The organism is Paraburkholderia fungorum (assembly GCF_046027215.1).
GTDB classification, from domain to species: Bacteria; Pseudomonadota; Gammaproteobacteria; order Burkholderiales; family Burkholderiaceae; genus Paraburkholderia; species Paraburkholderia fungorum_D.
The window spans coordinates 3,091,928-3,105,138 of sequence record NZ_JAQQEN010000001.1; the positions used below are offsets into that span (position 1 = coordinate 3,091,928).

Genomic DNA, 13,211 nt, shown 5'->3' on the forward strand with positions numbered 1-13,211 from the left:
TCGTGCACGAATCATCTGTCTTGCACGGTGCAGCGTTCTAGCCTGCTGCGAAATGAAAAGCGGCGCATCCTTTTACGGGATGCGCCGTTTTTCTTTGCCACCTGCTCACGTCGGAAGCCCGCTCGAATGGAAAGCGGGTTCTGCCAGTGCCTGCGTTACTTCTTCTTTTGCGGAGGCAAATCCGTGCAGACGCCTTCATACAACTCGGCGGCCATCCCGATCGATTCACCGAGCGTCGGATGCGGGTGAATCGTCTTACCGATATCCGTTGCATCCGCACCCATTTCGATTGCGAGACAGACTTCGCTGATCAGGTCGCCCGCATTCAGACCAACGATGCCGCCACCGATCACGCGATGCGTTTCTTCGTCGAACAGCAGCTTGGTGAAGCCTTCATCGCGGCCGTTGGCAATCGCGCGGCCTGACGCAGCCCACGGAAACACCGCTTTGCCGTACTTGATACCTTCGGCCTTCAACTGGTCTTCCGTCTTGCCGGCCCACGCCACTTCCGGATCGGTATAGGCCACCGACGGAATCTGCATGGCGTCGAAATACGCTTTCTCGCCGTGTGCAACTTCGGCGGCGACGTGCGCTTCGTGCACCGCTTTGTGCGCGAGCATCGGCTGACCGACGATATCGCCGATTGCGAAGATGTGCGGCACGTTGGTGCGCATCTGCTTGTCGACGTCGATGAAGCCGCGATCCGTTACCGTCACGCCGGCCTTGTCCGCACCGATCCTCTTACCGTTCGGCGTACGGCCGACGGCGACCAGCACGAGGTCGTAGCGTTGCGCTTCTGCCGGGGCCTTTTCGCCTTCGAACGACACGTAGATGCCGTCGTCTTTCGCTTCTGCCGCGGTAGTTTTGGTCTTCAGCATGACGTTGGCAAAACGCTTGCTGTTGTACTTCTCCCAGACCTTGACCAGATCGCGATCCGCGCCGGCCATCAGGCCGTCGAGCATTTCGACCACGTCGATCTTCGCGCCGAGCGTCGCGTAGACCGTCGCCATTTCCAGCCCGATGATGCCGCCGCCGATCACCAGCATCCGTTGCGGAATCTGACGCAGTTCGAGCGCGCCGGTCGAATCGACCACGCGCGGATCTTCCGGAATGAACGGCAGCTTCACCGCTTCCGAGCCCGCGGCGATGATCGCCTGCTTGAACCTGACGACCTTCTTGCCGCCCTCGGTCTGCACTTCCATGTGATTCGGATCGACGAACGCGCCGTTACCCGTCACGACTTCGACCTTGCGCATCTTCGCCATGCCGGCAAGACCGCCGGTGAGCTTCTTGACGACGCCCGACTTGAAGTCGCGCAGTTTGTCGAGATCGATTTGCGGTTTGGCGAACGTGATGCCGTGCGCGCCGAGCGCTTCTGCTTCATCGATGACGAGGGCCGTGTGTAGCAGCGCTTTCGACGGAATACAGCCGACATTCAGACAGACGCCGCCGAGCGTTGCATAACGTTCGACGAGCACTGTCTTCATGCCGAGGTCGGCCGAACGGAACGCAGCGGAATAGCCGCCGGGACCCGAACCGAGCACGAGCATGTCGCACTCGATGTCCGCGTTACCGGAGAAGCTACCCGCTTGCGGTGCAGGCGCAGGCGCCGTGGCCTTGGGCGCAGCAGCGGCCGGTGCCGGTGCCGAGGCGGCTTTCTCGGGTTCTTTAGCCGGGGCTTTCGGTGCATCTTTAGCCGGTGCCGCGTCTGCCGACACTTCGACGAGCGCGATGACCGTGCCTTGCGAGACTTTATCGCCTGCTTTGACGCGTACTTCCTTGACCGTGCCGGCGGTATCGCTCGGCACTTCGATGGAGGCCTTATCGGACTCGAGCGTCATCAGAGCCTGTTCGTTCTCGATGACATCGCCCGGTTTGATATTGACTTCGATGACATCGACGTCCTTGAAGTCACCGATATCCGGCACTTTTACTTCGACGAGACTCATTAGTGTCCCCTTCTCTTATTGATCGTGATGAAGCAAAGAACCCGAAAAAAATCGGCCTAAAAGCTGGCAACGTGCTGGACAGAAGCATCCTTTGCTGTCCGCCCAAGGACGCGCCTTTCTTTTGCTTACTTTTCTTTGGAAGACGCCCCGCAGGAAGTACCCTTGGGGTGCAAAGAAAAGTAAGTGCCGCCCCGCACAGGGGCGACACCAATAGACCGACAAGAAAACAGGTTCAACGACACGCGCGGATAACCAACTCAAAAATCAAATCCGCGCCACCGGCAATCATCAACCGATCAAAGAATCACACGCCGAAAATCGGCAAGAATCGCACCTAGATAAGCATTAAACCGCGCAGCCGCAGCCCCATCAATCACCCGATGGTCATACGACAGCGACAGCGGCAGAATCAGACGCGGAACAAACTGCTTGCCATCCCAAACCGGCTTCATCGCGCCACGCGACAAACCCAGAATCGCGACTTCAGGCGCATTGATAATCGGCGTGAAGTTCGTGCCGCCAATCCCGCCCAGCGACGAAATCGAGAAGCAGCCACCTTGCATCTGATCCGGCTTCAGCTTGCCATCACGCGCAGCCTTGGAAAGCTCGGCCATTTCCTTCGCGATATCGATCAAGCCCTTCTTGTCCGCGTCGCGAATCACCGGCACGACCAGACCATTCGGCGTATCCGCGGCAAACCCGATGTGGTAGTACTGCTTGAACACCAGGTTATCGCCGTCGAGGCTGGCATTGAACGTCGGGAACTGCTTCAGGGCAGCCACGACCGCCTTGATCACGAACGCCAGCATCGTGAACTTCACGCCGGCCTTTTCGTTTTCCTTGTTCAACTGCACGCGCAGCGCTTCGAGGTCGGTGATGTCCGCTTCGTCATTGTTCGTGACGTGCGGAATCATGACCCAGTTGCGATGCAGATTCGCGCCCGAAATTTTCTTGATGCGCGACAGCGGCTTCGGATCGACAGGACCGAATTTGGTGAAGTCGACCTTTGGCCACGGCAGCAGATTCAACTCGCCGCCACCCGCGGCAGCCGGCGCGGCACCTGCCGGCGCAGCGCGCTGGCCCGTCATCACGCCCTTGATAAATGCGGTCACGTCGGCTTGCGTAATCCGGCCCTTCGGACCCGTGCCCTGCACCTGCACCACGTCGACGCCGAGTTCGCGCGCGAACTTGCGCACCGACGGCGACGCATGGCTCGCATGCCGTGCCCCACCCTCGCCGGCCGGGATCACCGGCGCTTGCGCCAGCGCTGACGGCGAGGCCGGAGCGGGCGACGGCGCCACCGGCGCATCCGACGGCTTCTCGACTTCCTGCTTCGCCGCAGGTGCCGGTGCCGGCGCAGCGGCAACGCCGTCGGCTTCCAGCACGACGATCACCGAGCCTTCCGACACGGTATCGCCCACCTTGACCTTCAATTCCTTGACGACGCCGGCGGCCGAGCTCGGCACGTCCATGGTCGCCTTGTCGGATTCGAGCGTCACCAGCGACTGCTCTTTTTCGACGCGATCGCCGACCTTCACCGAGACTTCGATCACGGGAATGTCTTTGTAGTCGCCGATATCCGGCACTTTGACTTCCTGCAGACCACCGCCAGCGGCGGCAGGCGCAGGCGCAGCAGCGGGCGCCGGGGCCGCAGCAGGCGCCGGAGCCGGAGCCGGCGAAGCAGCAGCGCCGCCTTCCGCGCCTTCCAGCACGACGATCAACGAGCCTTCCGACACGTTGTCGCCCACCTTGACCTTCACTTCCTTGACGACACCGGCAGCCGAGCTCGGCACGTCCATGGTCGCCTTGTCGGACTCCAGCGTAACGAGCGATTGCTCTTTCTCGACGGTGTCACCCGCCTTCACCAGCACCTCGATCACAGGGATGTCCTTGTAATCGCCGATGTCCGGCACTTTGACTTCGATCGCTTGACTCATTGTTAGTGTCTCCTGGGCCGCGTACGCGGCCTACCCTGTCGATCAGGGCAGTCGCGTACGCCATGGCACACGGGGAATGATGCCTTAGACGGTCATCGGGTTGGGTTTGGCGGGATCAAGGTTGTACTTCTTGAGCGCCTCGGCGACGACCTTGCGTTCGATCGTGCCTTCATCTGCCAGGGCATTCAACGCGGCAACCGTGACCCAGTAGCGGTCGACTTCAAAGAAGTGACGCAGCTTTTCACGCGTGTCCGAACGGCCGTAGCCATCCGTGCCCAGCACGACGAACTTCTGCGGCACGAACGCGCGAATCTGCTCGGTCAGCGCACGCACGTAGTCGGTCGAAGCGATGACCGGGCCTTGTGCGTCCCTCAGGAGCGTCTCGACGTGCGAGAGCTTCTTTTCTTCGGTCGGGTGCAGCAGGTTCCAGCGCTGCACTTCGTGGCCTTCGCGCGCGAGTTCGGTGAAGCTCGGCACGCTCCACAGATCGGCGGCGACACCCCAGTCGCTCTTCAGCAGCTCGGCGGCGGCGATCACTTCGTTGAAGATCGTGCCCGCGCCCATCAGTTGCACGCGCGGCGCCTTCTTGTCGGCTTCGGCCTTGCGGAACGAATACATACCCTTGATGATGTCGGCCGCTACAGACTCGCCCTGCGGAATCGCCGGGTGCTCGTAGTTTTCGTTCATCACCGTGACGTAGTAGTACACGTCTTCCTGCTCCGCGACCATGCGGCGCAGGCCGTCCTGCATGATGACCGCGAGTTCGTAACCGAAGGTCGGGTCGTAGCTGATGCAGTTCGGCACCGAAGCCGCCCACAGCAGCGAGTGGCCGTCTTCGTGCTGCAGACCTTCGCCGTTCAGCGTGGTGCGGCCCGCCGTACCACCGAGCAGGAAGCCGCGCGAACGCATGTCGCCCGCCGCCCATGCCAGGTCGCCGATGCGCTGGAAGCCGAACATCGAGTAGAAGATGTAGAACGGGATCATGATCTCGCCGTGCGTCGAATACGACGTCGCGGCTGCGATCCAGTCGGCCATACCACCGGCTTCGTTGATGCCTTCCTGCAGAATCTGACCGGTTTCCGACTCACGGTAGAACATCAGCTGGTCGGAATCTTCCGGCACGTACTTCTGGCCATCCTGATTCCAGATACCGATCTGACGGAACAGACCTTCCATACCGAAGGTACGCGACTCGTCCGGCACGATCGGCACGACGCGCTTACCGAGCGCCTTGTCTTTCAGCAGGATGTTCAGAATCCGCACGAACGCCATGGTCGTGGAGATCTCGCGGCCTTCACCCGTGCCCTTGAGCAACGGCTCGAATGCCGACAGTGCCGGCACCGGCAGCGACTCGGCCTTCTGACGACGCGCCGGCAGATAGCCGCCGAGGTCCTGACGGCGGGCGCGCATGTACTCGAGTTCCTTCGAGCCTTCTTCGAACTTGAGGTACGGCACGTTGACGAGGTCTTCGTCGGCGATCGGCAGGCGGAACTGGTCGCGGAATTTCTTCAGCTGATCCACGTGCAGCTTCTTCTGCTGGTGGGTGATGTTCATCGCCTGGCCGGCTTCGCCCATACCGTAGCCCTTGATCGTCTTCGCGAGGATGACGGTCGGCTGGCCTTGCGAGTTCGACGCTTCCTGGAACGCTGCGTAAATCTTGTGCGGATCGTGGCCGCCGCGGTTCAGGTTCCAGATTTCCTCGTCGGACCATTCGGCGACCAGCGCCTTCAGTTCCGGCGTGTTGAAGAAGTGCTCGCGCACGAAGGCGCCCGACTCCGACTTGTACGTCTGGTACTCGCCGTCGACCACTTCCATCATCCGGCGCATCAGCGCGCCCGACTTGTCGCGTTGGAATAGCGCGTCCCAGCGGCTGCCCCAGATGACCTTGATGACGTTCCAGCCGGCGCCGCGGAATTCGCTTTCGAGTTCCTGGATGATCTTGCCGTTACCGCGCACCGGACCGTCCAGGCGCTGCAGGTTGCAGTTGATCACGAACACCAGGTTGTCGAGGCGTTCGCGGCCGGCCATGCCGATCGCGCCGAGCGATTCCGGTTCGTCGGTTTCGCCGTCGCCGAGGAAGGCCCAGACCTTGCGGCCGTCGGTCTTCGCAATGCCGCGCGCCTGCATGTACTTCATGAAGCGCGCCTGATAGATCGCCATGATCGGGCCGAGGCCCATCGAGACGGTCGGGAATTGCCAGAAGTCCGGCATCAGCCACGGGTGCGGGTACGACGAGATGCCCTCGCCGCCCACTTCCTGACGGAAGTTGTCGAGCTGCTTCTCGGTCAGGCGGCCCAGCAGGAACGCGCGCGAGTACACGCCCGGCGACGAGTGACCCTGCACGAATACGAGGTCGCCGCCATGTTCAGCCGACGGCGCATGCCAGAAGTGGTTGTAGCCGACGTCATACAGCGTAGCCGCGGAAGCGAACGAGGCGATGTGGCCGCCGACGTTGGTCTCCTTGCCCGCGCGCAGCACCATGGCGATGGCGTTCCAGCGCGTGTACGAACGGATACGGTGCTCGATGTCCTGGTCGCCGGGGATCTTCGCCTGACGCGAGACCGGGATCGTGTTGATGTACGGAGTGTTCGCAGAAAACGGAAGATGTTCGCCATGGACACGGGCGAATTCGATCTGCTTCTCGATCAGGTAGTGAGCGCGATCGGGGCCCACAGCAGAAATCACGCCATCCAGCGCTTCCAGCCATTCACCGGTTTCCTGGGGATCGTCGTCTTTGGCGGCGGCGACATATTTCATGACTTCGTCGGGTACAGCGGACATGCTCGTCTCCTGGATGTAGAGGAACGCTCTTTGGACAGACGGCGCGGGCGAAGCACGACCGCGGCAGCTTGCGGCCGATTGTAATAAGGGTCCCGACGTCCGTGCAACAAAATTTTCAAATTACGAGATCAATTCTCATAATGCGGAAAATTGTTGCGGCGCACCCTGATCTGACTGCCAATCGCCGGATACGTCGGCTAGTTTGCGCCGATTAATCGCACTTTCCGCGCTTTTTTGCGCCATTTGCTAGTCACACGCTGCGCTACAATGCCACGCATGTTGACCGAACGGCTTTTCGCACGCTCGGCGCGCACCGCTGGTTCGCCGGCGGATTCGACGCCGTCCTCTCGCTGGCACCATGGACCATGGTGGTCGAACTCCTATTTGCTGACGCCGCTCCTGTCGATCCTGGTTTTCCTGGTCGTCATGAGCCTGATCCTGTGGAGTTTGAACCGGCGCGAACAGCAGCAGCAGGAAGACACGCTTTATCGTAACGTCGCCTGGGCGCAGCAGCAGATCCGCCTGTCCATGACCGGCGCGCAGGAGCAGATCCAGGCGCTGGCCCGCGATCTGGTGGCCGGCCACGCCGATCCGCATTCATTCCAGGTGTCCACCACGGACATCATGCAGGGGCACCCCGAGATCCTCTACATGAACTGGTATACGAGCCAGCAGCAGCCACGCTGGCCCAATACTGCATTGCCCGTGTTCGGCCAGCGCCTCGCCAAGCCGAACGACGCGCAGATGGACGAAGCCGTCAAGGCCGCCTTCAACGAGGCACGCAATACACGCCGCCAGGTATACTCGCCGCTGATCTATGACGACGTCGGCAACGGCTACATTACGCTGCAAACCCCGGTCTATCGCGACCGCGACTTCCTCGGCACGATTGCCGCCGTGTTCTCGGTGGAAGGGATACTGAAGCACGACATTCCGCCCGAGTTGTCGGCGAAATACAAAATCTCGATCATCGACGTGAACAACCGCGAGTTGACCACCACGTCGACGCGCCCGCGCCTGCCGCGCGACATGTTCTATGATCTGCCGCTCGACCCGCCGGGCCAGGGCGTCTCAGTCCGCGTGTACGCGTTCCCGCAGATGACCAACTTCACCAACAACACGCTGGTCTGGCTGGTGGCGGGCCTGTCGTGCTTCGTGTTGTGGAGTCTGTGGAGCTTGTGGAAACACACGCGGCAACGCTTCGAAGCGCAGCAGGCGCTGTACGCCGAAGCGTTTTTTCGCCGCGCAATGGAAAACTCCGTGCTGATCGGCATGCGCGTGCTCGATATGCATGGCCGCATCACCCACGTCAATCCGGCGTTTTGCCGCATGACCGGCTGGGACGAAAGCGATCTGGTCAGCAAGAACGCGCCGTTCGCGTACTGGCCGCGCGACGCCTACCCCGAGATGCAGCGCCAGCTCGACATGACGCTGCGCGGCAAGGCGCCCTCCTCGGGGTTCGAGTTGCGGGTGCGCCGCAAGGACGGTTCGCTGTTTCATGCGCGGCTCTACGTTTCGCCGCTGATCGACAGTTCGGGCCGCCAGACCGGCTGGATGTCGTCGATGACCGATATCACCGAGCCGAAACGCGCGCGCGAAGAACTCGCCGCCGCGCACGAGCGCTTTACTACCGTCCTCGAAAGCCTCGACGCGGCGGTCTCCGTGCTCGCCGCCGACGAAGCCGAACTGCTGTTCGCCAACCGCTACTACCGGCACCTGTTCGGCATTCGCCCGGACGGGCATCTGGAATTGGCGGGCGGCGGGTTCGATAGCGCACAGGCGTCGTCCGACTCGATCGATATGGTGGATGCCTATGCGGGCCTGCCCGCTGCTGCGTTGACCGAAAGTACCGCCGACGCACAGGAGGTTTACGTGCAAGGCATCCAGAAGTGGTTCGAAGTGCGCCGTCAGTACATCCAGTGGGTGGACGGCCACCTCGCGCAGATGCAGATCGCGACCGACATCACGACCCGCAAGCAGGCCCAGGAACTTTCGCGCCAGCAGGACGAGAAGCTGCAGTTCACCAGCCGCCTGATGACCATGGGCGAAATGGCCTCCTCGCTCGCCCATGAGCTGAATCAGCCGCTCGCCGCGATCAATAACTATTGCTCCGGAACCGTCGCGCTGGTTAAATCCGGTCGGACGACTCCGGACAATCTCCTGCCGGTTCTCGAGAAAACCGCTCAGCAGGCGGTGCGGGCCGGCATGATCATCAAGCGCATCCGCGAGTTCGTGAAGCGCAGCGAGCCGAAACGGCAGGCCACGCGCGTGGCCGATATCGTCGCCGACGCGGTGGGTCTCGCCGAACTCGAGGCGCGCAAGCGCCGCATCCGCATCGTCACGGATTTGCGCTCGCGTCTGCCGGTGATCTACGTCGACCCGGTGCTGATCGAGCAGGTGCTGGTCAATCTGTTGAAGAATGGCGCCGAAGCGATGGCCGAAGCACGACCGAACGCGGTCGATCCGGTGATTCGCGTGGTCGTTCGCCTGGAGGGCGGGTTTGTCTGCATCAGCGTCGTCGACCAGGGACCTGGCGTCGACGAGGCAACAGCCGAGCGTCTGTTCGAACCGTTTTACAGCACCAAGTCCGATGGTATGGGCATGGGGCTGAACATTTGCCGTTCGATTATCGAATCGCACCGCGGCCGTCTGTGGGTGGTCAACAACGTCGAATCTGACGGCCACATCACGGGCGCCACGTTCCATTGCAGTCTGCCTATTGGAGAGCCTGACGGCCCGAGCAACGGCGGGTCAGAGGCGCCGACACCACAAACCGTTACGGGAGAGCTATGAACAGCCCAGTCACCACACAGGAAACAGTCTTTGTCGTCGATGACGACGAGGCCGTGCGAGATTCGCTGCGCTGGCTGCTGGAGGCGAACGGCTACCGCGTGCAATGCTTCTCCAGCGCCGAGCAGTTTATCGACGCATGGCAGCCGCATACGCATCCGGGCCAGATCGCGTGTCTGATTCTCGATGTGCGGATGTCCGGCATGAGCGGGCTCGAGTTGCAGGAACGCCTGATCGCCGACAACGCGTCGCTGCCGATCATCTTCGTGACGGGCCACGGCGATGTGCCGATGGCGGTATCGACGATGAAAAAAGGCGCGATGGACTTCATCGAAAAACCGTTCGACGAAGCCGAACTGCGTAAGCTGGTCGAGCGCATGCTCGACAAGGCGCGCAGTGAAAGCACCAGCGTGCAGCAGCAACGCGCTGCGGCAGAACGTCTGGGCAAGCTGACCGCGCGTGAGCATCAGGTGCTCGAGCGCATCATCGCCGGACGTCTGAACAAGCAGATCGCCGACGACCTCGGTATCAGCATCAAGACGGTTGAAGCGCACCGCGCGAACATCATGGAAAAGCTCAACGTCAACACGGTCGCCGATCTGCTGCGACTGGCGCTGTCGAACAAGCCGCAACAGGCGCAATAAGCACTGCTGCTGTCACGCGGCCGGACCTTTCGTCAGTCCGGCCCGCCCCCTTCCGCTGTCACCCTCGCATTTCATTTCTGCCGCATCGCAATACCGCCTGGCCAGACGATTTTCTCGTCTGCGTCGATAGATCATTGCAGCCGTTGATCAGCATTCGCTTACCGCCGAAAGTAATAGCCTGTTTCGTCTGATAAGATTGACAAGGTCAGCTTTGCCCCTTAATTTAGGCAGAAGTCCTTGGCAAGGAATCGCCGATGCGCGAGCTGATCCCCGACCACCGCAGGACTGATGCGCTGCGCATGTCGTACCTGGTGTCGCAAGGCAGTGCAAGGCATGTCAGGCGGATCAGCCGCGTTACCGTCATGTCGACTGGTTCGGCCGCCTCGGCGGCAGCCCTATCCGCTCTCCACTTCCTTCTCCATTTCCTCGCGCCGAAACCACGCAGCATGCGCTGCGCATCAACTTCGCGCGCCTAACGCAGCAGGGAGGATTTCATCGTGAAACGATCCGGAACACACCGCTCGCGTGTGTTGCTACTCTGTGCCGCACTCGCTGGTGCGCCGCTCTTCATCGGGCTCACCGCACCGGGCGTCGCCAACGCGCAAAGCGCCGCCAAAATGTCCAACCAGCAGCTCGACTCCTTGACCGCGCCCATTGCGCTGTACCCCGATGCGCTACTCGCGCAGGTGCTGATGGCCGCGACCTTCCCACAGGACGTGGAGGCCGCGGCGCAATGGTCCAACGCGAACTCGAAGCTGCAAGGCGACGCCGCCGTCAAGGCCGTCGCATCCCAGCCGTGGGACCCGAGCGTGCAATCGCTGGTCGCCTTCCCGCAGGTCCTCGCGACCATGGCCTCGAAGCCCGATTGGGTCACGCAGCTCGGGACCGCCTTTCTCAATCAGCCCAACGACGTGATGGACTCGGTGCAACGCTTGCGCAAGCAGGCGCAGACGGCGGGCAACCTGAACACGAATTCGCAGCAAAAGGTCGTGGTCGAGCAAAGCACGATTCAGATCGTGCCGGCCAATCCGCAGGTGGTCTATGTGCCGACCTATAACCCGACCGTCGTGTACGGCGCGTGGCCCTATCCGGCCTACCCGCCGGTGTATGTGCCGCCTCCGCCCGGATATGCCATCGCCAGCGGACTGGCCGCCGGCCTGGCGTTCGGCGCCGGTGTCGCGGTTGCGAACTCGCTGTGGGGCGGCTTCAACTGGAACACGCATGACGTGAACATCAACGTCAACCGGTACAACAACATCAATGTGAACAACCGGCTCAACGTGAATAGCAGTACGACGAACTGGAACCGCAACACCAACGTCAATCGCAATGTCAACAATGCGAACCTGAACCGCAACGTCAACAATGCGAACCTGAACCGCAACGTCAACAATGCGAACCTCAACCGCAACGTCAACAGTAACCTCAGCGGTGCGCAGCGCGATGCCTATCGGGGCCGCGACGACGCCGCTCGTGCCCAGGCGCAGCAGACCTTGCAGAATCGCACCGGCCAGAACCTGAGCGGCAGCGCAAGCCAGCGCGTGCAAGGGATCCACCAGGGCGGCACGCCGAACGCCAATCTGCAAAACCGCGCGCAAAACGTCAATCGCGATAACGCGTTACGCGGCGCCGGCGACGGCAACACCGCACGCCAGGACACGCAGCGTGGCCAGGCGAGCCGCGAAGCGCTCTCGAACCGCTCCGGCGGCGCGTCCGGCGCGAACGGCGGCGGCCAGCAGCGTGCCAGCGGAGGCCTGGGCGCCAACGGCGGCGGCCAGCAGCGCGCCGGCGCCGGTCAGCCACGCGCGGGTGGTGGCCTGGGCGCGAATGGCGGCGGCGTCCAGCGCGGCGGCGGAGCCGGCGGCGGCGGCGGCAGGCTTGGCGGCGGCGGTGGTGGCAGGCTTGGCGGCGGCGGTGGTGGCGAACGTCACCTCGGCCGCACCCGTTGAACGATCAGGAGGAGTCTCTGATGATGCGCTTATTCCCACGCGGCGCCTTGCGCGCCCACGTTCTGACGCTCGCCGTTGCCCTTGGCACTACCGGCACCCTGCTGGTGGCGCCGATCTTGATGCTCGGCACAACTGCCGCACACGCCCAGGCGGTCTACCCCAGTGCCGACGCGGCCGCCAACGCGCTCGTCGACGCTCTCGCCCGCAATGACGAAGGCGCGCTCAAACACGTGCTCGGCAACGACTTTCATACCTTCATCCCGACCGAGGGCATCGGTAGCGACGATATCTACGAATTCCTCGGCGCATGGTCGAAGGGCCATCAGATCGTCAACGACCCGGTGAAAAGCAAGGGCCACGCCACCGCACACCTCGCGGTCGGCGACAGCGGCTGGACCTTGCCGATTCCCATCGTGCAGGCCGCTCACGGCTGGCGCTTCGATCCGCCCGCCGCGCAGGACGAGATGCTGACGCGCCGTCTCGGCCGCAACGAACGTGCGGCGATCCTCACCTCGCTCGCCTACCTCGACGCGCAGCGCGATTATCACAACCTGACCCAGCATTACGCGCAACGCTTTGTCAGTACGCCCGGCCAGCATGACGGCCTGTATTGGGCGACCGCGCCCGGCGAGCCCGACAGCCCGCTCGGTCCGCTCGCCGCGACCATGCCGAACGGCACCCTGCCGAAAGAGGCCTACCACGGCTACCACTACCGGATATTGACGGCACAAGGCCAGCACGCGAAAGGCGGCGCCCAGAACTACATCGAAAACGGCGTACTGACCAAAGGGTTCGGCCTGATCGCCTCGCCAGCCGAATACGGCAAAACGGGCGTGATGACCTTCATCGTCAATCAGGACGGTCAGGTTTATCAGAAGAACCTCGGGTCGCAAACCGCACACGCTGCGGCCGCCATCAAATCATTCGATCCGGACGATAGCTGGCAGGCGATCCAGTAATAGAGGCGCCTGTACCGTACCCGAGCGGTGCGCGATCATTGCCCGACCGGCCGCGGCGACGCACAGGCCATTTGCGACCGCCCGGCACCGGCATCCCGCGGCGTCGGGCGCATCCACCGCACTCCCCCGCGCAGCCTCGAATCCACCCGTGGCGTGCCATCCAGGGCCGGTATAATGTCGCTCTTCAGCGGCGCTGAGCCCT

At 62.4% G+C, this 13,211-nt stretch carries 8 protein-coding genes; 5 read left to right on the forward strand and 3 right to left on the reverse strand.

Annotated elements, in window-relative coordinates; genetic code table 11:
- Nucleotides 1-155: 155 nt before the first annotated feature.
- The 3 genes from lpdA to aceE all read right to left on the reverse strand — a co-directional run bounded on the left by lpdA (nt 156) and on the right by aceE (nt 6,667).
- The gene (gene lpdA, locus PQR27_RS13730; RefSeq protein WP_408524172.1) at nt 156-1,949 is read right to left on the reverse strand and encodes a dihydrolipoyl dehydrogenase; all 1,794 of its coding nucleotides are present in this window, start codon (nt 1,947-1,949) and stop codon (nt 156-158) included.
- A 296-nt stretch (nt 1,950-2,245) separates the two neighbouring features.
- The gene (gene aceF, locus PQR27_RS13735; protein WP_408524173.1) at nt 2,246-3,886 is read right to left on the reverse strand and encodes a dihydrolipoyllysine-residue acetyltransferase; all 1,641 of its coding nucleotides are present in this window, start codon (nt 3,884-3,886) and stop codon (nt 2,246-2,248) included.
- Between the two features lie 84 nt (nt 3,887-3,970).
- A complete protein-coding gene (gene aceE / locus PQR27_RS13740) occupies nt 3,971-6,667 on the reverse strand; it encodes a pyruvate dehydrogenase (acetyl-transferring), homodimeric type (RefSeq protein WP_408524174.1) in 2,697 nt (898 codons plus the stop codon).
- Nucleotides 6,668-6,943: 276 nt separating this feature from the next.
- On the opposite strand from aceE, the gene fixL reads away from it, so the two are divergent.
- The 5 genes from fixL to PQR27_RS13765 all read left to right on the forward strand — a co-directional run bounded on the left by fixL (nt 6,944) and on the right by PQR27_RS13765 (nt 13,009).
- Nucleotides 6,944-9,460 carry an oxygen sensor histidine kinase FixL gene (gene fixL, locus PQR27_RS13745; protein WP_408525486.1) on the forward strand — a complete coding sequence of 839 codons (2,517 nt, stop codon included), beginning with the start codon at nt 6,944-6,946 and terminating at the stop codon, nt 9,458-9,460.
- Nucleotides 9,457-10,101 carry an oxygen response regulator transcription factor FixJ gene (gene fixJ / locus PQR27_RS13750; RefSeq protein WP_090685570.1) on the forward strand — a complete coding sequence of 215 codons (645 nt, stop codon included), beginning with the start codon at nt 9,457-9,459 and terminating at the stop codon, nt 10,099-10,101. The genes fixL and fixJ overlap by 4 nt, the downstream gene beginning before the upstream one ends.
- A gap of 254 nt (nt 10,102-10,355) precedes the next feature.
- Nucleotides 10,356-10,577 (forward strand): hypothetical protein, encoded by a 222-nt coding sequence (locus PQR27_RS13755; protein ID WP_408524175.1) that lies wholly within the window; start codon nt 10,356-10,358, stop codon nt 10,575-10,577.
- A gap of 21 nt (nt 10,578-10,598) precedes the next feature.
- Entirely contained in the window at nt 10,599-12,050 is a 1,452-nt protein-coding gene (locus tag PQR27_RS13760) for a DUF3300 domain-containing protein (protein ID WP_408524176.1), read from the forward strand.
- Nucleotides 12,051-12,070: 20 nt separating this feature from the next.
- Entirely contained in the window at nt 12,071-13,009 is a 939-nt protein-coding gene (locus PQR27_RS13765) for a DUF2950 domain-containing protein (protein WP_408524177.1), read from the forward strand.
- Nucleotides 13,010-13,211 lie beyond the last annotated feature (202 nt).

Excerpts from the sequence above, each read along its gene's own strand:
- lpdA (WP_408524172.1), bottom strand. The coding sequence starts at position 1,949 with ATGAGTCTCGTCGAAGTAAAAGTGCCGGATATCGGTGACTTCAAGGAC.
- aceF (WP_408524173.1), bottom strand. The coding sequence starts at position 3,886 with ATGAGTCAAGCGATCGAAGTCAAAGTGCCGGACATCGGCGATTACAAG.
- aceE (WP_408524174.1), bottom strand. The coding sequence starts at position 6,667 with ATGTCCGCTGTACCCGACGAAGTCATGAAATATGTCGCCGCCGCCAAA.
- fixL (WP_408525486.1), top strand. The coding sequence starts at position 6,944 with ATGTTGACCGAACGGCTTTTCGCACGCTCGGCGCGCACCGCTGGTTCG.
- fixJ (WP_090685570.1), top strand. The coding sequence starts at position 9,457 with ATGAACAGCCCAGTCACCACACAGGAAACAGTCTTTGTCGTCGATGAC.
- PQR27_RS13755 (WP_408524175.1), top strand. The coding sequence starts at position 10,356 with ATGCGCGAGCTGATCCCCGACCACCGCAGGACTGATGCGCTGCGCATG.
- PQR27_RS13765 (WP_408524177.1), top strand. The coding sequence starts at position 12,071 with ATGATGCGCTTATTCCCACGCGGCGCCTTGCGCGCCCACGTTCTGACG.